This window comes from Anaeroglomus insulsum (assembly GCF_050689095.1).
GTDB classification, from domain to species: Bacteria; Planctomycetota; Phycisphaerae; order Sedimentisphaerales; family Anaerohalosphaeraceae; genus Anaeroglomus; species Anaeroglomus insulsum.
In genome coordinates, this window is the sequence record NZ_JBOGCL010000010.1 from 1 (window position 1) to 21,180 (window position 21,180).

17 protein-coding genes and 1 tRNA gene are annotated in these 21,180 nt (G+C 50.6%); 13 read left to right on the forward strand and 5 right to left on the reverse strand.

Features of this window, described 5'->3' with window-relative positions; translation table 11 throughout:
* Positions 1–44: 44 nt before the first annotated feature.
* Together dapA and ACQ9LF_RS09650 are read right to left on the reverse strand one after the other, a co-directional pair.
* Positions 45–923 carry a 4-hydroxy-tetrahydrodipicolinate synthase gene (dapA, locus tag ACQ9LF_RS09645; protein WP_462489188.1) on the reverse strand — a complete coding sequence of 293 codons (879 nt, stop codon included), beginning with the start codon at positions 921–923 and terminating at the stop codon, positions 45–47.
* A gap of 49 nt (positions 924–972) precedes the next feature.
* Positions 973–1,695, reverse strand: a complete 723-nt coding sequence (locus ACQ9LF_RS09650) for a pyridoxine 5'-phosphate synthase (protein ID WP_462489189.1) — start codon at positions 1,693–1,695, stop codon at positions 973–975.
* 223 nt (positions 1,696–1,918) lie between these two features.
* Here ACQ9LF_RS09650 and ACQ9LF_RS09655 point away from each other — a divergent pair, with 223 nt between their 5' ends.
* Genes ACQ9LF_RS09655 through ACQ9LF_RS09670 form a run of 4 tightly spaced genes read left to right on the forward strand, consistent with a single transcriptional unit; the run spans position 1,919 to position 5,861 of the window.
* Positions 1,919–3,172, forward strand: coding sequence for a tagaturonate epimerase family protein (locus tag ACQ9LF_RS09655; RefSeq protein ID WP_462489190.1), 1,254 nt, complete (start codon positions 1,919–1,921; stop codon positions 3,170–3,172).
* Between the two features lie 26 nt (positions 3,173–3,198).
* On the forward strand, positions 3,199–3,969 hold the full coding sequence (locus ACQ9LF_RS09660) for an SDR family NAD(P)-dependent oxidoreductase (protein WP_462489191.1): 771 nt from the start codon (positions 3,199–3,201) through the stop codon (positions 3,967–3,969).
* Positions 3,970–3,985: 16 nt separating this feature from the next.
* Positions 3,986–4,612, forward strand: coding sequence for a CDP-alcohol phosphatidyltransferase family protein (locus tag ACQ9LF_RS09665; RefSeq protein WP_462489192.1), 627 nt, complete (start codon positions 3,986–3,988; stop codon positions 4,610–4,612).
* 7 nt (positions 4,613–4,619) lie between these two features.
* Positions 4,620–5,861: a bifunctional 3,4-dihydroxy-2-butanone-4-phosphate synthase/GTP cyclohydrolase II gene (locus ACQ9LF_RS09670; protein WP_462489193.1), complete on the forward strand. Its 1,242-nt coding sequence runs from the start codon at positions 4,620–4,622 to the stop codon at positions 5,859–5,861.
* A gap of 24 nt (positions 5,862–5,885) precedes the next feature.
* Here ACQ9LF_RS09670 and ACQ9LF_RS09675 read toward each other — a convergent pair whose 3' ends face one another.
* Positions 5,886–7,613 (reverse strand): S8 family peptidase, encoded by a 1,728-nt coding sequence (locus ACQ9LF_RS09675; RefSeq protein ID WP_462489194.1) that lies wholly within the window; start codon positions 7,611–7,613, stop codon positions 5,886–5,888.
* Between the two features lie 288 nt (positions 7,614–7,901).
* On the opposite strand from ACQ9LF_RS09675, the gene pyrR reads away from it, so the two are divergent.
* The 5 genes from pyrR to ACQ9LF_RS09700 all read left to right on the forward strand — a co-directional run bounded on the left by pyrR (position 7,902) and on the right by ACQ9LF_RS09700 (position 12,313).
* On the forward strand, positions 7,902–8,429 hold the full coding sequence (gene pyrR / locus ACQ9LF_RS09680; RefSeq protein ID WP_462489195.1) for a bifunctional pyr operon transcriptional regulator/uracil phosphoribosyltransferase PyrR: 528 nt from the start codon (positions 7,902–7,904) through the stop codon (positions 8,427–8,429).
* Between the two features lie 18 nt (positions 8,430–8,447).
* On the forward strand, positions 8,448–9,434 hold the full coding sequence (locus ACQ9LF_RS09685; RefSeq protein ID WP_462489196.1) for an aspartate carbamoyltransferase catalytic subunit: 987 nt from the start codon (positions 8,448–8,450) through the stop codon (positions 9,432–9,434).
* Positions 9,435–9,442: 8 nt separating this feature from the next.
* Complete coding sequence (locus ACQ9LF_RS09690; RefSeq protein WP_462489197.1) at positions 9,443–10,726, forward strand: dihydroorotase; 1,284 nt, start codon at positions 9,443–9,445, stop codon at positions 10,724–10,726.
* Between the two features lie 4 nt (positions 10,727–10,730).
* Complete coding sequence (locus ACQ9LF_RS09695) at positions 10,731–11,255, forward strand: NYN domain-containing protein (RefSeq protein WP_462489198.1); 525 nt, start codon at positions 10,731–10,733, stop codon at positions 11,253–11,255.
* 65 nt (positions 11,256–11,320) lie between these two features.
* On the forward strand, positions 11,321–12,313 hold the full coding sequence (locus ACQ9LF_RS09700; protein ID WP_462489199.1) for a magnesium transporter: 993 nt from the start codon (positions 11,321–11,323) through the stop codon (positions 12,311–12,313).
* A 144-nt stretch (positions 12,314–12,457) separates the two neighbouring features.
* On the opposite strand, the gene ACQ9LF_RS09705 is transcribed toward ACQ9LF_RS09700, so the two are convergent.
* On the reverse strand, positions 12,458–15,250 hold the full coding sequence (locus ACQ9LF_RS09705; RefSeq protein WP_462489200.1) for a M16 family metallopeptidase: 2,793 nt from the start codon (positions 15,248–15,250) through the stop codon (positions 12,458–12,460).
* A 482-nt stretch (positions 15,251–15,732) separates the two neighbouring features.
* On the opposite strand from ACQ9LF_RS09705, the gene ACQ9LF_RS09710 reads away from it, so the two are divergent.
* Positions 15,733–16,698, forward strand: coding sequence for a PfkB family carbohydrate kinase (locus ACQ9LF_RS09710; RefSeq protein ID WP_462489201.1), 966 nt, complete (start codon positions 15,733–15,735; stop codon positions 16,696–16,698).
* 23 nt (positions 16,699–16,721) lie between these two features.
* Here the strand turns inward: ACQ9LF_RS09710 and ACQ9LF_RS09715 are convergent, their stop codons facing one another.
* Positions 16,722–18,548 carry a glycoside hydrolase family 2 protein gene (locus ACQ9LF_RS09715; protein ID WP_462489202.1) on the reverse strand — a complete coding sequence of 609 codons (1,827 nt, stop codon included), beginning with the start codon at positions 18,546–18,548 and terminating at the stop codon, positions 16,722–16,724.
* A 160-nt stretch (positions 18,549–18,708) separates the two neighbouring features.
* On the opposite strand from ACQ9LF_RS09715, the gene ACQ9LF_RS09720 reads away from it, so the two are divergent.
* The 3 genes from ACQ9LF_RS09720 to ACQ9LF_RS09730 all read left to right on the forward strand — a co-directional run bounded on the left by ACQ9LF_RS09720 (position 18,709) and on the right by ACQ9LF_RS09730 (position 21,123).
* A tRNA-Gly gene (locus tag ACQ9LF_RS09720) sits at positions 18,709–18,779 on the forward strand.
* Positions 18,780–18,847: 68 nt separating this feature from the next.
* Positions 18,848–19,885, forward strand: coding sequence for a zinc-dependent alcohol dehydrogenase (locus ACQ9LF_RS09725; RefSeq protein WP_462489203.1), 1,038 nt, complete (start codon positions 18,848–18,850; stop codon positions 19,883–19,885).
* The gene (locus tag ACQ9LF_RS09730) at positions 19,882–21,123 is read left to right on the forward strand and encodes a competence/damage-inducible protein A (protein ID WP_462489204.1); all 1,242 of its coding nucleotides are present in this window, start codon (positions 19,882–19,884) and stop codon (positions 21,121–21,123) included. The genes ACQ9LF_RS09725 and ACQ9LF_RS09730 overlap by 4 nt, the downstream gene beginning before the upstream one ends.
* Positions 21,124–21,180: the final 57 nt, after the last annotated feature.

Here is a 21,180-nt window from a genome sequence, read left to right on the forward strand (position 1 = left end):
TAATAAAACCAGCCTGATATCCAAGGACTGCTGTTATATACTCTTTACTCTTCCAGCAAGCCGTAATCTTTAAGCATGGCGCGTAGTTTGGTCTTCTGGCTGTCATCCAGCGGCACCATGGGCAGACGCAATTCATCGGAAGCCATCCCCAGCATGGCGGCAGCGGCTTTAATCGGAATCGGGTTGGTAGCCAGGCTCAGCATGCTTTTGGCCAGCGGGAACAGTTTGCGATGCCATTTTCGGGCCGAGACAAAATCCCCCTCGAGAATCAGGTCGGTCATGGCCTTGACATCGGCCGGAACAATATTGGCAACGACGCTGATAACACCTTTGCCGCCAACTGAGGCAATTGGCAGCGTCAGGGAATCATCGCCGGATAAAATCGTCAATTCGGTCCGCTGGGCAATTTCTGCAACAAAATCCAGCGATCCAGTTGCTTCTTTGATGGCGACAATATTCTCCACTTTGGACAGCCGTTCCACCGTGTCGATTGATAGCCCTGTCCCGCCGCAGCGTCCCGGGATATTGTACAGCACCAGCGGAATGTCAACCTCTTCAGCGATGGCTTTGAAGTGCTGATAGAAACCCTCCTGCGTGGGTTTATTATAATAGGGGCAAACCTGCAGCGAAGCGTCTGCGCCAACCTTTTTGGCAAACTCGGTCAGTTCAATGGCCTCTGCGGTGCTGTTCGAGCCGGTGCCGGCGATGACGGGAATCCGCCCGGCTACCACATCCACGACACGCTTAATGACTTCCTTATGTTCTTCATAGGAAAGGGTCGGGGATTCTCCGGTGGTCCCGACCGGAACAATACCGTCCGAGCCGCTTTCGATTTGAAACTCCACCAGTTCTTCGAGAGTTTGGTAGTCCACCTGTCCATCATGAAAAGGTGTAATCAGGGCAACTAACGCGCCGTGAAACATGGTCAATCTCCAAAATGGTTAATGATTCGTATTCCCGCAGAGGGATTTTTTACTGATTCAATTCAATTAAACGCCGCATCTCGGCAACGGCCTTTCGCATCCCGACAATGACGGCCCGGGAGATGATGCTATGGCCGATATTGAACTCGCAAAGGCCTTCGATTTTGGCCACCGGCCCGATGTTCCGATAGGTCAAGCCATGGCCGGCATGGACAATCAACCCTGCGGCAACGGCAATATCTCGGGCATCCCGCAACTCATTCAGGGCCTTCTCAATAGCCGCATCTGTTGTGGCGTTGGCATAATACCCAGTATGCAATTCGACGGCATCGCAACCGGCCTCCGCCGAGGCCAAAATCTGCTTTTCAGAGGGGGCGATAAACGAACTGACAAGAATGTTCTTTTTGTGCATCCGCTTGACGACCTGGATAAGCCGCTTCAAATTATTCGCACATTCCAGGCCACCTTCAGTGGTCAGCTCCGCCCGATTTTCAGGAACAAGAGTGACCTGATCAGGACAAATCTGCTCTGCTATCTTGACTATAGGTTCTGCCATGGACATCTCAAGATTAAACTTGCAGGCGACAGTCTCTTTGAGAAGACGCACATCGCGGTCGTTGATATGCCGACGATCCTGGCGAAGGTGGACGGTAATCCCATTCGCTCCGGCCAGTTCGCACTCCACCGCTGCCCAGATCGGGTCTGGTTCATCCGCCCGACGGGCCTGACGAATCGTTGCTACATGATCGATATTGACATTAAGTACTGCCATGCAAACTCCTTAAAATCTATTCCGACAGGGCATTATAACAGGCGCAATGGCTACATCAAGTATTAAAGTCATACAAAGCATATACAGTGCCTCTTTTTATCAGACAAGAAATATCTTTAATCAGCTTCATTTTTTTCGTGAAAACGGACTTCGTTTTCTCTACAATACCACCCATGCAGAAAGGCTTTATCACCATGCGAACAGATCATAAGGACGTAAAAAGATGAACCTAGCAAAGTATTCGTTTGGAGTGGGAGACCGTTTTGGCCAACAGGGTAAGGCTCAGCTTCAGGCCATCATCCAAGCCCGACAGGCCGGAATCGAGATAGTGCCGGTCTGGAATAAGTCGTTCCGTGAACACAGCATTATTGGCACTCATCCCGTTGATACCCGGCGGGAAGCCGATGATGCCGTTAAGGCCATGCACTGGCAGGGCGGGTATTATGTTGACGCAGACCATATCCACCTGAAAAATGTGGATGGGTTTATCGAGGCGAGCAATTTTTTCACGCTCGACGTAGCCGAAGAAATCGGCAAGCCGGCAGCCCCACAGGCGATTGAGCAGTTTATCACGGCCTGTAAACCGTATCTGGGACAATGGCGCATTTCGGGTATCGATGAAGCGTTCTCCATAACCAAGGACCAGCTGACAGCAATTGCCGTCAAGTTTCTGTCTGCTGCTCAGCAGGCCGGCAAAATCTACCAGCATATTGTCCAGCGCAAGGGAGAGGGCCGATTTGTCACGGAAGTCTCGATGGACGAATCGGATTTGCCGCAGACCCCGGTGGAGCTTTTCTTTATCTTGAAGATGCTGGCCCAGCATAATATTCCGGTTCAAACCATCGCCCCCAAATTCACCGGACGATTTAATAAAGGGGTGGATTACGTCGGAGATGTGCGGGCATTCGAAAAAGAATTTCGAGATGACCTTGCGGTCATTCGATGTGCGGTCAAGGAGTTTGGACTGCCTGCGAATTTAAAGCTCAGTGTGCATTCAGGCAGCGACAAATTCTCCATTTATGCCCCCATTTGCAGGGCATTAAAGGATACCGGTGCCGGAGTCCACATCAAAACCGCAGGTACGACCTGGCTGGAAGAAATGATCGGGCTGGCCGAAGCAGGCGGCCAGGGTCTGGAGATTGCCAAAGAAATTTATACCCAGGCGTACACCCATTGCGAGCAGTTATGTGCACCCTATGCGACAGTGATTGATATCAACCCGGCACGTCTGCCCGATCCGGCTCTGGTTAAGGGCTGGGACGAACAGCAATACACCTCCGCATTACGCCATGATTCCGGCAATCCCGGCTATAATCCGCATTTCAGACAATTGCTTCATGTTGGGTACAAAATTGCCGCACAGATGGGCCGGCGTTATCTGGATACGGTTGAGAAATATGAGGCGGTTGTCTCGCGAAATGTAACACAAAATCTGTTTGAACGCCATATCAAGCGGATATTTATGAACCATCCCTAACGCGGGAATTCTCCGGAGGCAGTGCTATGAATCTGAATGGCTTAACGTGTCTGGTGACCGGTTCGACAGGCAATCTGGGCTCAGCGATTGCACTGGCGATGGCGGATGCGGGCTGCCATTGTATATGTCATTATCACACGAACAAACAGAAGGCCGAATCCCTTGTCAGTCAGATTAAGGCGATGGGGCTTAAGGCGATTGCTTTACAGGCGGATTTACGGGATACCGGCCAGATCGATTTGCTGTTTGAACAATGCTGTACATTTGGAGACATTCGGGTTTTGATTAATTCTGCTGCGATATTTATCCGCAGACCGCTGGCGGAAATCACCGGCGACACTATCCAAGAGATGGTGGCAGTCAATCTGACAGCGCCGCTGATTGCCTGTCGTAATCTGGCAACACGTCTGCATTTAAAAAATGGCTGCAAACCAGACCAGGCCCCCTATGCCAAAATCATCAATCTGGTGGATATTGGCGGAATTCGCCCCTGGGCCAACTATGTGGAATACTGTGCTTCCAAGGCGGCCCTCATTGCGGCCACAAAGGCACTGGCCAGAGAACTTGCACCCGCAGCGACAGTGAATGCGGTGGCGCCGGGAATCATCCTGCCCCACGCAGCCGCACAGACTCAGGCAGACGTTTTCCATAGGCCCGACAATCAAAAGAGACTGGACGCGATTCCCCTGGGCCGCTTTGGAGATGCCGCAGAAATCGTTCATGCGGTGTTATTCCTGCTGTCCAATGATTATATCACTGGGCAGGTTATCCAGGTAGATGGCGGCAGGGTGATATAGGAAGGAACACGATGCCATGCGGCTGACATGGGCTAATCAGATTACAATCTTGCGCATCATCTTGATTATACCGTTTGTGCTGTTTATGCTGGAAGCCAATGAGGCTCGATTCGGAATGACTGCCCGCTATATCGCCCTCGGTATTTTTCTGGTTATGGCGGTCAGCGATGCCGTGGATGGTTATCTTGCCAGGGTCAAAAAGCAGGTAACGCACCTGGGGACGTTTCTGGACCCGCTGGCCGATAAGCTTCTGATTATCGCCGCCTGTATTATGCTGACTGTCAAACGTTCGGCTGTGCCGGGATTTCAAATGCCGATTGAACCGGTTATTCTGATTTTAGGAAAAGATGTCCTTCTGCTGCTGGGATTTATCACGACTTATTTTATAACCGGCCATGTGAGAATTGTACCGGTTTGGGCTGGTAAATTATCCACATTTTTGCAGATTGTGATGGTTGTGTCCACGTTGGTTGGGCCAGAGGCGGTCAAGATTGTCAGTCTGTGGACACACTGGGTCTGGATTTGTTGGTGGGCCACTGGTGGTATCGCAGCGCTGGCAACAATAGTTTACATTCGCCATGGTTTGAGGTATATTGAAGAGTTTGAGCAACAAAGCCGACAAAAGAATACTACTATGAGATAATAAGACAATGACAAACGTGTTTTGCGAAATACCGGAAATCCTTGAGGAACTTCGACAAGGCCGGATGATTGTATTGGTTGATGATGAAGATCGCGAAAATGAAGGCGACCTGGTTTGTGCCGCCGAGAAAACGACCCCTGAGATAGTCAATTTTATGGCCAAAGAGGGACGCGGTATGATTTGTGTCCCGATGCCGGCGGAAAAATGTGATCGACTGGGACTGCATCCTCAGACACCAGAGAACACCGCCGCCCTCGGCACTGCCTTCACCGTGACTGTCGATGCACGTGAAGGCATTACCACCGGTATCAGCGCCTTTGACCGTTCACGGACGATTCAATTGCTTGCCAGGCCAGATGTCAAAGCCCGAGAACTGGCCCGACCCGGACATATTTTCCCTCTGCGGGCCAAAGACGGCGGGGTCCTGGTACGTGTGGGCCAGACGGAAGGGTCCGTGGACTTGATGCGGCTGGCAGGACTGGAACCGGTAGCCACCATTTGTGAAATTATGAATGACGATGGAACGATGGCACGCGTTCCGCAGTTGGTATCCTATTGCCAAAAACATAAACTCAAAATGACCTCCATTGCCAGGTTGGTAGAATACCGCCTCCAGCGGGAACGCATTGTCAAACGGATTCAGCAAATCTCCCTGCCGACGGATTATGGTGTTTTTACACTGATTGCATACGACAGTCCCGCTGCAACAGAGCCTCATCTGGCCTTGTGCAAAGGGGATATTGGCAAATTGGACGATAAAGGCAATCCGATCGTGACCGAAAAACCGATTTTGGTTCGCGTGCATTCCGAATGCATGACGGGGGATTTGTTTCATTCTCAACGATGTGAATGCGGCATCCAGTTAATTACGGCCATGCAAATGATCGAAAAGGAAGGCATTGGTGCGTTGATTTATCTGCGTCAGGAAGGACGCGGGATTGGCCTGGCCAATAAACTCCATGCCTACAAGCTTCAGGAACAGGGACTGGATACCTATGACGCCAATGTCAAGCTCGGGTTTGCACCGGATAAGCGGGATTACGGAATCGGTGCCCAGATTCTGCGGGACCTGGGGCTTCGCAACATTCGTATTTTAACCAATAATCCCAAAAAGATTGATCGTCTCGCCGTGTATGGGATTAAAATTGTCGAACAAATTCCGCTTCAGGCTAAACCGGGAAAACATAACAGAAATTATCTGCATACCAAAAAAGTCCGATTTGGACATCTTCTGGATGAAGATTTATAATCGGCAGGTCAATCGTGCTGTCAATTACTCAAGCGGCAGTGCAAACAGGCTGTTCCAGTTCTTCAAATAGCTTTGCCGCTGATTCCAGAACAGTTGGAGCGTCTCAAGACGCTCATGGCTGATATGAAATTCGGGCACTGCTACGATGGAATCAAGAATATCTGTTCGATTCTGGTCAAGGATGAAATAAAGCAGGCGGTCTGTGGTATTGATACTGCCGTCGTTATTCAAGTCATACCAGAATGGATTCTGGGTCAGATTGTCCGGACCAGCATACCAGGCGATGGCATATTTTTGCGGATTTACGGCAGAAGCACTGTAACGCACAATCAAACGATACTGTTCAAATCTCGCATCAACCGCCCGGTATAGATGTTCCACATTATCATTCACACTGTCGCTGACATCAAGCAATTGATTCAGATTTGGATCCTCGGGATGAATTCCCCATAATTCCAGGCGTAAATCCGAGTCTTTGTCGTAAATTGGCTCAAACGGGTACTGGTCCTGATATACCCTGTTCCAGCACAGGGTGGCAGTAATCGTCGCAGTATTGGGGTCCGTTAAAAACATGTCATAAATGTGTCGGGGTTGGTCCGGATTCAATGCAGTATGATACCAGCCGGCGGGCGGTACCTTGCCGGGATGTTGGGCACCGGCCATGAATAGATCATAAGCCTTGACCGCATCAAGCATTCCGGCACCCTGTGAAAAATCCAGCGGCGAAAGGATATCATCTTCCGGCGTTGGATTTCCCTTGTGCCAGTAAGGCAGCTTCTTCGCAGACGTCAGCAAAATAGCCTTAACCAGCGTGTTGGTGTCACCGGCAAAGAACATATTGCGTAGAGTCGGAATAGATTTGGCTTTTTGCAGCAGCAGGGCGGCAGTACCCGCCGTGATTGGCGTCGCAAGACTCGACCAGTCACCTTCAATGGTGTATTCGCTATCAGAATCGGCCGACACCACAAGCCCCCGCCCGGGAGCAACCAAATCTGGCTTACATCGCAAATCCGCAGTCGGACCTGTGCTGGAATAGGCCGGCTGAGGGGATGCAAATACCGACAGACTCTTCTGGTCATTGGGATCCACGGCCGCATTGACCACACCTACCGCAATTACGTTCGCTCCTGCAGCCGGGTATAGAACCGGGTCGTAAGCATTCCGGCCATTGCCCACGGCTGCAAAAACAACAACTCCTTTTTCCTCGACCAGATTCTCGATACCCCGAGTCCACCATGCGGGGAATATTTCCCCCAGGCTCATCGTTACAATATCCGCCTCAAATGGATGGGCTGCGAAGATATACAAGCTAACGAATCTCCAGAATTCATAAGAAGTAACAGATGCTTCCGGGCAGACCCCCTTATAGATAAAATGCCCCAGCTGAGGATGATACCCAAAGGTGTCATGGCCGACCAGTAAGCCTGCAATAGCTGTCTCATGGGCGGATATACCTGTCAAACCATCGGAATTGTCTTCAAAAAGCACATCTGCCTTTAGCAAGGCCTGATGCCGCATATTACATCGATAATCCCCCTGCGGCAGTCCGTCTTTATAGGTCATACTCCGTCCAATAGCTGCAATTCGGATACCGGAACCATCCAGATTGGGGTCTGATGTCGTCAGCTGGCGAAGACCAATCGAACCCAATGCAGCCGGCTGAAAAGGAGGTTGGACAGGGACATCACCAATGCACACCCCAGCCAGCACAAAGAGGCTTATCATGAGGCTGTATAACTTTTGGACTCGCATTGTTTTCAAGAGTATTCCCTATACAGAAGTCTTTATTATACATATACTATATGCATGATGCAATCCTCCCTTATTCACATTTCAACACACCCGATAATAGATCGTTCCGACAGCGAAAACAGCATTGTGTCAGAATTCAGCGGGACTGTTTATATATGGTCTTCCGGGTCGGCAATTACCTTGCTTTATTTGCGGCCAGAGGTTATACTTTGTTTCAGATTAAATGTTGAGTCGAATAAGCAAGATGACATTGCCGATGTCTATAACTGGATTCTGTGGGTCTTGAAAATGAAAAAACTTCTCACCAAAGAACAGATTGCGCAAACCCTCGATGAATTATTGACTAAAATCCTGCCGGATATACCCCAGGATGGCAATTTTGCAGTAATTGGTATTCGCAGCCGCGGAGAAGTGCTGGCCAAACGTCTGTGCAAGGCGATTGAGGCAAAAACCGGACGTGCTGTTTTGAGCGGTACGCTGGATATCACTTTATATCGCGATGACTTCAATGTCCCCAAAGGACATACTCAGCCGAAAGTCCAGGCTACCGAAATCGAGTTTGATGTCAGCGACAAATTTATTCTGCTGGTCGATGATGTACTGCACACCGGCCGGTCGGTCCGTGCGGCAATGGATGCTTTAACTGACTTGGGCAGGCCCAAAACCATTCGTCTGGCCGTATTGATTGACCGCGGTCATCAGGAATTGCCGATTCGGGCGGATTATGTCGGCATTCGCACCGAGGCTCCGCCCGAACAATCCATCAATGTATTTCTGATGGAAAGCGACGGCATCGAGGAAGTAGTAATCAATTAACCAAAGTTGCGGGAATGTATGGATACGACTTTTCAGTGGCGTCATAAGCATTTGATCGGGCTGGCCGAACTAAGCCGGCAGGAACTGGAATTTATTCTGGATACGGCCAAGGGATTTGAAGAGTTCAGTGCCCGGTCTGTCAAGAAGGCACCAACCTTGCGCGGCAAAGTGGTGGTCAATATGTTTTTTGAAGACAGCACCCGTACTCGCAACAGCTTTACTCTGGCTGCCAATCGGCTCAGTGCGGATGTCATTGAGTTTACCAAGACCTCCAGTTCCGTGAACAAAGGTGAAACCCTGATTGATACGGCCCGAAATCTGGAGGCGATGGGGGTGGATATTGTCGTGATTCGCCACAGTGCCGGCGGGGCCCCCAAGCTCCTGAGCCGCAGCATCAATGCCTGTGTGGTCAATGCCGGCGACGGCTATCACGAACACCCCACCCAGGGGTTGCTGGATGCTTATACCATTCGACAGGTCAAAGGCTCTCTGGATGGTCTGACGGTGGGGATTGTGGGGGATATTGCCCATTCACGCGTCGCTCGCAGCAATATTTATGTTTTAACCAAGCTGGGTGCCAAAGTGATTGTGGTTGGCCCCCCGACGCTGATGCCTGGCAAAATCGATCAGCTCGGCGTGCGGGTCTCGTATAATCTGGATGAAGTAATTGAGGAATTGGATGTAATCAACATGCTGCGGATTCAGTTTGAACGGCTGGGCGGTAATATGTTCCCGTCTGTGCGGGAGTATTCGCATTTCTTCGGCCTGACCGTCGAACGCGTCAAGCGGGCCAAGCCGAACATTCTGGTCATGCACCCCGGCCCCATCAATCGCGGCGTGGAAATCGAATCCGAAGTTGCCGATGGTCCCAACAGCGTCATACTCCAGCAGGTTTCCAATGGCGTTGCGGTACGCATGGCCGTGTTGTTTCTGGTCAGTCAGGCAGCGGCACTGCAAAGTGAAAACAAATCCGGCAAGAACGAAAATCATACGAATTCAATTTGATTCCGAATATGACAACACGAATCCTAATCAAAAACGGGCGATTGATTGATCCGGCCAACAGGGTGGATCGCGTTACAGATGTACTTATCGAAGGGGACCGGGTATCGCATATTGGGCCGGTCAGTGCCTGTGATGCACACATTATTCAGGCTGCCGGCAAGATTATCAGTCCCGGCCTGATTGATCTCCATGTCCATTTCCGGGAACCAGGCGATGAGGAAGAAGAAACGATTGCTTCCGGTTCGGCGGCGGCAGTGGCCGGCGGCTTTACCTCGGTGGTCTGCATGCCCAATACCAATCCTTCAATTGATGAGGCTACGGCCGTCGAGTTTGTTCACCGCATGGGGCGACAGGCCCGCAAAACGTTTATTTATGTGATGGGGGCAATTACCAAAGAACGCAAGGGGCAGGAGCTGGCTGAAATTGGCTTGATGAGCCAGGCCGGAGCTATCGGATTTACCGATGACGGCAACGGCGTGCAGGATGCCTCCATTATGCTCAAGGCAATGAAATATGTCTCAATGTTCGGTCGGGTCATCTGCCAGCATTGCCAGTATAATTCGCTGGCTGGCAAGGGTGTGATGAATGCCGGCTATCAATCGACGGTCCTGGGGCTGCCGGGAATTGACCCGCTGGCCGAAGAAATGATGCTCTGGCGCGATGTCCAGCTGGCCCGCAAATGCAATTGCAAATACCACGCTCAGCACCTGTCAACAATCGGCTCGGTCAAGATTATGCGCGAAGCCAAACAGATGGGCTTGCCCGTCAGCTGTGAAGTCTCGCCGCATCATTTGCTATTAACCGAAGACATGTGCTGCGATTACGATACCAATTATAAAGTCAATCCTCCGCTGCGCACCAAAGCGGACATCGAAGCCCTCAAACAGGCCGTCAGGGAAGGCTTAATCGATGCCCTTGCAACCGACCATGCGCCGCACCTGATGAGTGAAAAGGAATTGGAGTTCCTGGCTGCACCGTTCGGTATTGCCAGTCTGGAATGTGCATTACCGCTGTATATCAAGGCGCTGATTGAGCCGGGTATCATTGACTGGTCAGACATGCTGGCGATGATGACCTGTCGTCCCGCAGCGGTCATCGGAGTGGACAAAGGCCGGCTGGGTGTCGGCGATCGGGCTGATGTGACCATCATCGACCCCGATGCCGAATGGACCATTGATGCCAATAAATTCATTTCCAAAAGCCGCAACTGTCCTTACCACGGCTGGAAAGTCAGGGGCAAGGTCCTCAATACCATTGTGGCCGGGGAAATCCGTTACACCGCAGCGAGCTGATCCCATGCCGGTGCTGATTGATGGGTATAATCTTCTGCGGGCGGTACAGAAGCTGCAGGAGCAGATGGAATTTCCGGATACACAGCTGTGTGCCGTACTGTGCGAGTATCTGCGACGAACCGGCGAAACGGGAGTTATTGTATTTGACGGAATCGGCCCTCCCAACAAGGCTGGATTAATGGGGTTGGGAATTCTGCAGGTAGTATTTTCCGGCCAGCATACTGAGGCGGATACGATCATCGAACACTACATCCAGGACAATACCGCCCCCAAACGCCTGATCGTGGTCAGCAGTGACCGGCGGATTCTGTCTGCCGCCAAACGACGAAAATGTCCGGGGGTCGGGGCTGTTCCCTTCTGGCTTCAGGTCTGTCAGGTAATCGAAAAACCGCTGCCTGTCAGCGAGCCAAAGGAAAAACGCCACGGCATCGGCAGTCGAGAAACCCAGCAATGGCTGGATGCCTTTGGCCTGGCTCCGAAAGACGCTTCGGCTCCCCGGCACAAGACATCAAAACACATAAATGACTAAACAAACAAAAACCTGTCAGTCTTCAGTAAAAAGCTGTGTAAAATAGCATCTTTTCCGAGAAGTGCATGATGACATTATTTAAAACCGATTTTCTTGACCAGACCGTCCGGGAATATTACCATCAGGACTATGTCCGTCTGAACGAAAACATGACGGTTGGCCAGGCCATTCAATTTTTGCAGCAATGTGATTTGAATGAACGGATTATGTATTTATATGCGGTGGATGGCCAAGATCGTCTGGTGGGCGTGGTTCCCCTTCGCCGTCTGCTGGGAGGGGCCATGGATACCCGGATCAGCGAGGTCATGATTCGCAAGCTGGTCACAGTGCCCTGTGACGCGACGATGGAACAAGCCGGAGATGTCCTCCTTAAGCACAAGCTGCTGGCGGTTCCGGCAATCACTCCAGACGGAAAGATTGCCGGGATTGTGGATATGAACCAGTTTACCGAAGGATCACTGTCGCTTGGGCATAAGGCGCAACTCGACAGCATGTTTCAACTGATGGGCTTGCATCTGAGCCTGGGACGAAAAGCATCGCCCTGGCTGATGTTCAAAGAACGATTTCCCTGGCTGCTGTGCAATGTGGTCAGCGGCATCCTGTGCGCCATCGTTACCGCACAGTATGAACTGCTGATTCAGGAAATTATGGTACTGGCCATGTTTATGACGGTCGTGCTGGCACTGGGTGAAAGCGTCAGCATGCAGGCCATGACCATTACCGTTCAGCGACTCCAGTTAGGCTCATTTTCCTGGAAGGCTGTAATGGAGCCGCTGCGGCGCGAGGGCCTGGTGTCGCTGATGCTGGCTGCCGGCTGCGGCTCGATCATCGGGCTGACGGCGTTTGTCTGGAAGGGGGGCGGCTGGGTTTCTTTTGCCATGGGATTCAGCCTGATTCTTTCTATTCTGTCTGCAGGTCTGCTGGGCGTGGTGATTCCCTCGCTGATCAAGGCCTTTCGGATCGACCCCAAGGTGGCAGCCGGACCCGTGGTACTGGCCTGTGCGGATGTATGCACACTGCTGTTCTATTTCAATATGATGAACGTCATCGCCCATTAACATGAAATAGACAAGGAGGATGAAATCGGTTGCGGTCTAAGGCTCATGCCGGTTGTGGCTGACTCAGACGGACGTTCAAAAGACAGTTTTAATCCTCCCTTTGCAAAGCAGGGCTAATCGACAGCCAGACAGCAGCGTTTTCTTTTACGATGGATCTCTGGCCACAACGGTAACCGGTGCGATTTTTTCAAGGTCCGCCTTAATTTTTTCGGCGTCCCCCACGACGACAATCGTCAATTGGTCCGGATTGATGGTTTTGTTGGCTAACGCCAGGCATTTGGCCTCATCAGCGGCATTCACTCCCGCCAGCAGTTTATCATAATAATCCCTGCCCAGAGATTCGGCCTCGATCAGCCACAGGTCGTTGGCGATTTGCTGGGGTGTTTCCCGCCGACGAAGGATGCTGCCGCTAATGTAACTGCGTGACAGCTCCAGTTCTTCTGCGGTGGGGCCATCTTTACGGAGTTGATCCAGCAATTCGATGATTGCTGCAATAGCCTGGCCGGCAGTCTCATTTTTGGTGAAGGTATTCACCACAAAATAGCCTGCTTCTTTTTGTGCTGTATAAGAGCCGAATGCCCCGTAAGTCAGCCCTTTCTGAACCCGCAGCGTCTCATTGATCCGGCTGTGGAATGAGCCGCCGAAATAATTGCCAACCACACGACTGATAAAGTAATCCGGCTGATCCTTCCGGTTGATGGAGTGGCAGCCCACCCGAAGCTGGACCTGAGCGCTGCCGGGATTATCCACCAGCCAGATATGCGTTTTCTCCTGCTGCGGAATGGCGGCCAGTTTTACTTCCGGCCGTGCCGTATCGCAGGTCCATTCTCCCAGACGGGTCTCCGCCAGGACCAGGGCTTTGGGGGCGTCGATATCACCTGAAAAAATCAAGACAGAGTCTTCCGGGCGAACATACTGCTTCCACCACTGTTTCAGATCGTCAACGGTCAGTTTCTCTATATCAGCACTGTTGCCTTCCACGGTACGGGCATAAGGATGGTTCCCGAACAGGCGGAACGAAAATTCCTTATCCGCCAGATACTCCGGCGTCTTTTCATTGACCAAAAGCGAAGTCAGCGTCTGTTTGCGAAGTTTCTCAAACTCAGTCGCCTCAAACGACGCATTCCGCACAACATCCGCCAGAAGGTCCATACCTTTATCAAGGTGTTCGGTCAGACAGCTCATATTGACCTGACAGGTATCCATATCCGCTGTTCCCCCCAGGCTGATGGCATACAGCGATAATTCCTCGGCAAGCTGCTTTTCGGAACGGGTCGTTGTACCGCGTTCCAGCATCTGCAGGGCCAGATTGGCCGTACCCGGCTTGATTTCTGTGGCTGCTCCCGCCATACAGCCGAGCTTGACGGAAATAAAGGGCACCTCATGGTTGGGAACAACAATCACTTTGATTCCGTTTTTGAGCCGATGCTCCGAATAGACCATCGACAGATCGACATTTTCGGATTTGGCAATCGGGGCCGTGGTGGGCCAGGTCTCAGGACGTTTTTCGCCAGGCCGGCCGGCCGGCGGAGCCTGTTTTTCACGCTCGGCGATCACACCTTGGGTTTCATCATCCTTGCTTGCATTCAGCATCCCGCTGAGATTCTGCTTAACCGAAATTTCAAAGCCCTGATCAAAACGCAGGTACGTATTGGCCACCCGCTGAATATCGATGGCCCTGACCGCACGAATCCGGCCAAGCAGGCTATTGGCATATTCCAGGTCGCCAATGGTAACCGCTGCCGTACCGAGCACCTGAGCCTTGCTTTCGATGTTCAAATTGTCCGTAATCACCGAACGCAATTGCTGATTTCGAGCCGTCTGCAGCTCGGTATCGGTCACTCCCTCTTTCTGAATCGTCTCGATGTGCTTTTTGATTTGCTGCAGAACAGTCTTGGCGTCCGCGCCGGGGGCCTGAACCGCACCTACTGCAAAAATACCATCCTGTTGAAGATTCCACGTCATCGATGCACAATGTGTGGCGGTTTGACTGTCGGCAACCAGATCACGATACAACCGGCTGTTTTGCGTTCCGCCCAGAATCGAAGACAGAAAGTCCAAAGCGATCTGATCGGTATGCCCCATGGGAACTGTCCGGAAAATATAACCCGCCACCGCCGCAGGTGCATTCTCGTCATCAATTACCACAATCTGAGGCGCATCCGGTTTGGATGCATGGACCTGGACACGTGGCGGTTCAGGCCGTTTCTGAATCCAGCCAAAATACGTCTCGGCCATCTGAACAGCCTTATCATGGCGAATAGCGCCCACAAGAATCAGCGTGGCATTATTGGGAACATAATACTGCTGCCAGAACGCCCGTAAATCAGCCACACTCGTAGCTCGCAAACAGGCAATATTGCCTATGGGTGTCCAGCGGTAGGGCTGATCCTTAAAGACAATCGCAGCCAGTTTTTTGTAAAGCGTGCCATACGGTTCATTTTCGCCTTTACGCAACTCTTCTTCGACCACCTTCCGTTCTGTATCAAAGGATTCCTGGTCGATTTTCAAAAAGGCCATCCGTTCCGCTTCCAGCCACAGCGGCAGCGCCAACTGACTGGCTGGTAAGGTTTCGACATACACGGTCTGGTCAAAACTCGTATAGGCATTGGTCGTCCCGCCGGTCTTCTGAATGAGCTGGAAATGATCTTTGGGGCCAACGTTTTCCGTCCCCTTAAACATCATATGTTCAAACATATGGGCATAGCCCTGGCGATCGGCACGTTCATCCTTGGAGCCGACCTGGTACCAGACCTGCACTGCCACAATCGGACAGGAAAAGTCTTCAAGCGTAATGACGGTAAGTCCGTTTTTAAGCTGACTTCGCTGGTAATCAAATAGGGGTTTTTCTTTGTTGTCGGCCGCCAAAGCCGCCAATGAGAAAACCATTTGAACACCCCAAAACACCGATAGAGCATAAATCGTTTTGCATTTCATGACAGGATTTCTCCAAATAAAGTTCTGCCGGGGACCAGCCCGCCGATACTCCATCGGCTCAGAGTGTCCAGAACGCCCGAATTTGTCATACATACTGCTTGATTCACCTGCAAACCTTTCAGGATAACTCAGGTATGTTATAGCATCCTGTCATTTCAGGGTCAAGAGAATTGGCTTAAATCGCCTCCTTATAACATCTTCAATTAGCTTAATATCACTCACACGAGTTTCAAATCAATAAGCTTAAGAGTGGCTCTAAAAATGGCTTTCCAGCGGCAAAATTCTTTTGTCCGCCAAAAGGAATTGTTCGAGGAGCCCTTAATACCATTAAAAAGAACTGTATGTCATCTCCTTTTCTAAGGTCCGATTCAGCCGGTTCAAAGAAATAGGAGTTTTTTATAGCAATGTCTTTTCTTTAAACGACTTTCTGCTATACTTTTGAGAACAAACAGATGTTACTCAGAATGAAGAGGTCATAAGATATGACGGAACGGATTCCAAAAATTGTTGTCATCGGACCGGTCTTTGTCGATATGGCAGTCAAATGCCAGTCCATCCCTACGCCGGGGCGGACGGTCGAAGGGTCGTCATTTGCTTACTATCCCATGGGGGCTGGAGTCGTGCGGTCAATCCAGGCGGCCTTATGCGGATGCGATGTGTCCGTAATCGCCCGTATCGGGGATGATTGCTTTGGTCACTTAATCAAAAAAAATCTGTCCCAGTATAACATCAATACCGATCTCATTTATACCTCCAATGCCATCAGCACCGGCACAGCCATAACTCTCGTTGACCCTATGGGAGAAAACAGCATTTGCGTCTGCGCCGGGGCCAATCGTACCATTGGCCGGGATGAAATCGAATATGCCGCGGCCGAGCAGCTCATTGCGACTTCCGATGTCTGCCTTGTTTGCGGTCAGCTGCCCCAGGAGGCCATTGTATCCGCTATCCGGACGGCTCAAATCCACAAACGTCGTGTCGTCCTGGATGTCTGTTTGCCAAACCATGGTCGAAATGCTACCGTTGGATTAAACTGGCCGATGGAATTCTTCAATGTGGATGTCCTGATCGTCCGTTTTGCCGATTTTACCTGTGCCAGCGAACTGGGGGCTGGTGGAATTGCCGAACTGAAATCAGTAGCTACTGAACTGGTAGCCAAAGGGGCCAACTGTGTCGTCATGACCCTCGGCTGGCGTGGCGCATTACTGGCAGACCGACAGGGCGGCCGACATATCCCCGGAATTGAGATGGAAGTAGTGGATAACAGCGGAGCAGTGGATGCTTTTTGCGGGGCCCTGGCAGCCTGTTGTGGAGCCAAAGATTCTCCCGATGCCGCGGTACGCTTTGCGATAGCCGCCGAAGCCCTGACCCGCAGTCGATTTGGCGTCCAGGATGCGCTGCCCAAAAAGGAAGAAATTATCACCCTCCTGCAGCGTCAGCCGGATTAAACACACTTCGCCTGCATACACGCTCAGGGCTTAGCTTCTTTGGCTTTTTGCTGATAAAAGTCCTGCATAATATAGAAAGCCTTCTTGCGCTGCCCGGTCTCTGAAAACAGCCCTTTTCGATTGTAATAATCCTGGATATCGGGCAGGGGCCTTCGGGGTGAGCGAAAGTCCTTCAGAAGCCACGGCGTTGTACCCCGCAGGAACGGAATCTTTTTGAGCATTGCCACTTGATGAATATATAGCTTTTCAAGGTATTCTTCTGAAAATCGCGTCTGGTCGTCAGCATGATACCCCTGCAGTGCGCCGCCGCCAAATTCACTCATAATCAGGGGTTTCTCGTACGAGGTTTGCCAGGTCTTTTTGTCGCACAGCTCCGGCGTCCCTTCATACCAGCCGATATATTCATTACAGCCAAGCACATCGAGATATTTTCCCAGCGGGTCCTCAATCAGGACGGTATCGCCCCTCGATGTTTTTTCCATGGCTGCCGTAACCAAACGCGTTGGATCCATCTGGCGGACTTTGTCAATGAGTGTTGTCAGGAATTTCAGGCGAGGCTCACTGACTGGCGTTTCGTTCGCGACCGACCATAAAATGATCGAGGCTCGATTCTTGTCGCGCGTAATCATTTCCTCAAGCTGATGCAAGGCATTATCAAGCGTTGCCGGATTGTCCCACAAAATGGTCCAGTACACAGGCAATTCACTCCAGACCAGAATCCCCATCTGGTCGGCCCTGCGAAGCATATACTCATTGTGCGGATAATGAGCCAGCCGGACAAAGTTGCAGCCTAATTCTTTCGCCCAGCCCAGCAGCACCTCGGCATCCTCCGGTGTACAGGCACGACCGGTGCCCAATGGCGATTCTTCATGAATGCAAATGCCGCGAAGAAAGATGGACTGACCATTGAGCAGAATATCCTGCCCCCGAACCTGAATGGTCCGAAATCCAATCTGATCCTGCACGGTGTCCTTGCCCGCAGACAAGGTCACTTTATATAATGTGGGATTCTCGGTCGACCACAATACAGGTGAAGCAGTCAATTCAAACTCTGCCTTGCCTGAAGTATCCGGCTTGACGGTTTTCCGGACGCCAAGGTCTTCTATCTCGATTGTGACCTCCGTTTCCTTTTCAGGCCCATCCAGCTGAACCCATCCTGCAATGGTATCCATCGAGTCCTTTTTGAGCTGAATCGAATAATCGCGAACAAATGTCTGCGGAGTCACAATCAGGTACACATCACGCGTCAACCCGCCATAGTTCCACCAGTCCGTATTCACCGTGGGTATGGCTTCCCGATAACGTTTATTATCAACTTTCACAACAATATCATTTTGTGTGGGACGTACCGCATCCGTGATTTCAAAGCAAAACGGGGTAAATCCGCCAACATGCTTACCGAGTTTTTTACCATTCAAATAAACAATGGCTTCGTAATTTGCCGCGCCAAAATGCAGAAACAGTCGGCTGTCCTTGTCCTTGCGAGGATCGTTAAAGCTTTTCTTGTACCAGATCGTGCCTTCATAAAACAGCAGCTCTGGCCGCTGGCTGTTCCAGTCGCCGGGGACATTGATTAAAGGACTTTTATCGAAATCATACTCAACCAGTTCGGACTTATCTCGCGGTTTTTGATTCCTGAAATACCCCGTGTTGCTTTCCTGATAACGATAGTCATAAAAACCGGTCTCATACGGATCAATAATATAATTCCACTTGCCGTTAAGAGTCTGAGTATCCCGATTATATACATTTGTTATGAGAGGGTATATGTCCGAATATAGCGTCTGGGCAACTAAAACAAAGATGCAAATGATGCTTCGCTTCAAATTGTAATAGATTTTAAACATCATGACCTCCATTTCTAACGGGTTGTGTACTTCACCATAATAATACAGCGTTATCCGTACAAAAACAGACTTTTTTCAGCAATTTTATTGAGCTTTGGGTTGACAATTCTTCGATTTTGAGTCAAGATATGCCTCAGCATTGAACAGAGGAATCAATGCGACTGCGGGCGTAGCTTAGTGGTAAAGCTCCAGCCTTCCAAGCTGGCCATGTCGGTTCGATTCCGATCGCCCGCTCTAAATCCTTGTTTTGGCTGCGGATAGCTTAAACAAGGATTTTTTTATCACAATCATTGGGTTGAGAAATGATGAAAGCGCAAGTCCTGACCGGTATTCGCCAGATGGAAATGAGGGAAATTCCCACCCCTCAAATTATCCGTCCCGATGATGTTCTATTGAAAATCGAGGCCGTTGGAGTCTGCGGCAGCGATATTCACTATTTTGAAACCGGACGCATCGGCAGCCAGATTGTTCAATATCCCTTTGTGGTTGGTCATGAATGTGCCGGCCGCGTCGTTGAAGTGGGCCCATCAGTCAACCATCTTAAACCGGGACAATTAGTCGCCGTGGAGCCAGGCATTTCCTGTCATCAATGCGATCAATGTCTTGTCGGGCGTGAAAACACCTGTCGCAAAATGGTCTTTTTGGGATGTCCGGGACAAATTCCGGGATGCCTCAGTGAATATCTGGTCATGCCGGCAGAGTGCTGTTTTGATATTGATGGAAAACTGACTGCCAATCAGGGGGTGATTGCAGAGCCTTTTGCCATCGGTCTATACGCGGTAAAACAGTCACAAGTCTTTTCAAAAGCAAAAGTTGCAATTCTCGGGGCAGGCCCGATTGGCTTGAGCTGCATGGCCGCAGCCAGGGCTTTGGGGGCACATCGGGTACTGATGACAGAAATTATCCCCGAACGTGCAAAATTAGCTCAGAAAAACGGGGCGGATTGGGTCGGTAACCCGCATCAGGAAGATATCGTGCAATCTATTTGCAAACTTGAACCCGGCGGTATGGATATTGTCTATGAATGTGCCGGCCAGCAAGAAACGCTGGATCAGGGCATCGAATTGCTCAAACCCGGTGGAAAGCTCATGATGGTGGGAATTCCACGAGAACCACGGGTGAGCTTCTGCCCGGATCTTATTCGCCGCAAAGAGATTACCATAATCAATGTGCGACGGCAAAATCACTGTACCCAAAAAGCCATTGACATGCAGGCCTCCAGGCAAGTCAAGCTGGACTTTATGGTCACACATGAGTTTGATTTTGAGCATACCCAGGATGCCTTCGAGATGGTAGCCGGATATAAAGAGGGTGTGGTAAAGGCCATTATCAAGCTATGAAAAAAGCATGCATCATCAGTATTGGCAATGAGTTACTAAATGGCAGGACACTGGATACCAACGCCCATTGGCTCAGCACCCAACTGCTTGAACTGGGGATTCCCACCCAAGAGGTGTGGGTTGTAGGCGATGATATACACCATATTGTATCCTGTTTTAAACAGGCTTGCGAAGTCGGAAATATCATCCTGGTTACAGGGGGACTTGGTCCGACAGATGACGATTTGACACGACAGGCCCTGGCGAAATTTCTGGGCGTGGAGCTGGAGTTTAAGCAAGATTTATATGACGGTATCAAAGCTTTCTTTGAGGCTCGAAAAGTAGATATGGCACCAATCAATGCGGTGCAGGCCTATATTCCAAAGGGCATCAAAGCCATTGCGAATCCCATCGGCACGGCTCCAGGGATGCACGCCAGTTTTGGAGACAAGGAATTATTCTCTGTGCCAGGCGTACCTGTTGAAATGAAAAGTATGTATCAGGACTATATACGTCCTGTACTGGCCTCGCAAAAATCTGGCCCTATTGTATTGACAGAGCGTATACACTGTTATGGTGCGGGCGAGTCTACCATTGCCCAGCAATTGGGGAACAGGATGAAACGAGGACGCAATCCTCTGTTAAACTGTACGGTTTCCGGCGGTGACATTACGCTTCACGTGGTTGCAACCGCAGACGATTTTAGCACCGCCAAAACAATGATTGAGCAGCAAAAAAAGGAAATTGTGTCGATTTTAGGCCCGCTGGTTTATAGCACTGAGGATGAAACACTGCCTGAAGTGGTCGGAAAGCTGCTCAGGCGGCAGAAAATGACCCTTGTGACAGCCGAATCCTGTACCGGCGGCCTGATAGGAAAATTAGTGACGGATACAGCCGGGAGCAGTGAGTATTATTTAGGGGGGTGGATTACCTATAGTAACGAAGCGAAAATGCGGGATTTAGGAGTACCCAAAGAGCTTTTGGACACCTACGGAGCAGTCAGCGAACCGGTCGCCAGAGCCATGGCTTTGGGGGCTCAAGCCAGAGCCTGTGCTGATACTGCGATTGGTATTTCAGGAATCGCAGGCCCAACAGGCGGAACAAACCAAAAGCCTGTTGGATTAGTATATATTGCAATAGCCGCAGGACACGATGTCCAGGTCCGCGAATTTCGTTTTGCTCCGCTTTCCCGGGAAATAATACGTCAGCGGGCAGCCCTGACGGCATTAAATCTGCTGCGATTAAAACTGGGGGTTTGACGTAAACCGAAGTTATGTTATAATGTACTTTTTAAGAAATTCGGGCAAACAGCGGAT

Excerpts from the sequence above, each read along its gene's own strand:
- ACQ9LF_RS09660 (WP_462489191.1), top strand. The coding sequence starts at position 3,199 with ATGAATCTGAATGGCTTAACGTGTCTGGTGACCGGTTCGACAGGCAAT.
- pyrR (WP_462489195.1), top strand. The coding sequence starts at position 7,902 with ATGAAAAAACTTCTCACCAAAGAACAGATTGCGCAAACCCTCGATGAA.
- ACQ9LF_RS09665 (WP_462489192.1), top strand. The coding sequence starts at position 3,986 with ATGCGGCTGACATGGGCTAATCAGATTACAATCTTGCGCATCATCTTG.
- ACQ9LF_RS09670 (WP_462489193.1), top strand. The coding sequence starts at position 4,620 with ATGACAAACGTGTTTTGCGAAATACCGGAAATCCTTGAGGAACTTCGA.
- ACQ9LF_RS09690 (WP_462489197.1), top strand. The coding sequence starts at position 9,443 with ATGACAACACGAATCCTAATCAAAAACGGGCGATTGATTGATCCGGCC.
- ACQ9LF_RS09695 (WP_462489198.1), top strand. The coding sequence starts at position 10,731 with ATGCCGGTGCTGATTGATGGGTATAATCTTCTGCGGGCGGTACAGAAG.
- ACQ9LF_RS09650 (WP_462489189.1), bottom strand. The coding sequence starts at position 1,695 with ATGGCAGTACTTAATGTCAATATCGATCATGTAGCAACGATTCGTCAG.
- dapA (WP_462489188.1), bottom strand. The coding sequence starts at position 923 with ATGTTTCACGGCGCGTTAGTTGCCCTGATTACACCTTTTCATGATGGA.
- ACQ9LF_RS09710 (WP_462489201.1), top strand. The coding sequence starts at position 15,733 with ATGACGGAACGGATTCCAAAAATTGTTGTCATCGGACCGGTCTTTGTC.
- ACQ9LF_RS09705 (WP_462489200.1), bottom strand. The coding sequence starts at position 15,250 with ATGAAATGCAAAACGATTTATGCTCTATCGGTGTTTTGGGGTGTTCAA.
- ACQ9LF_RS09730 (WP_462489204.1), top strand. The coding sequence starts at position 19,882 with ATGAAAAAAGCATGCATCATCAGTATTGGCAATGAGTTACTAAATGGC.
- ACQ9LF_RS09725 (WP_462489203.1), top strand. The coding sequence starts at position 18,848 with ATGATGAAAGCGCAAGTCCTGACCGGTATTCGCCAGATGGAAATGAGG.
- ACQ9LF_RS09715 (WP_462489202.1), bottom strand. The coding sequence starts at position 18,548 with ATGATGTTTAAAATCTATTACAATTTGAAGCGAAGCATCATTTGCATC.
- ACQ9LF_RS09700 (WP_462489199.1), top strand. The coding sequence starts at position 11,321 with ATGATGACATTATTTAAAACCGATTTTCTTGACCAGACCGTCCGGGAA.
- ACQ9LF_RS09685 (WP_462489196.1), top strand. The coding sequence starts at position 8,448 with ATGGATACGACTTTTCAGTGGCGTCATAAGCATTTGATCGGGCTGGCC.
- ACQ9LF_RS09675 (WP_462489194.1), bottom strand. The coding sequence starts at position 7,613 with ATGCGAGTCCAAAAGTTATACAGCCTCATGATAAGCCTCTTTGTGCTG.
- ACQ9LF_RS09655 (WP_462489190.1), top strand. The coding sequence starts at position 1,919 with ATGAACCTAGCAAAGTATTCGTTTGGAGTGGGAGACCGTTTTGGCCAA.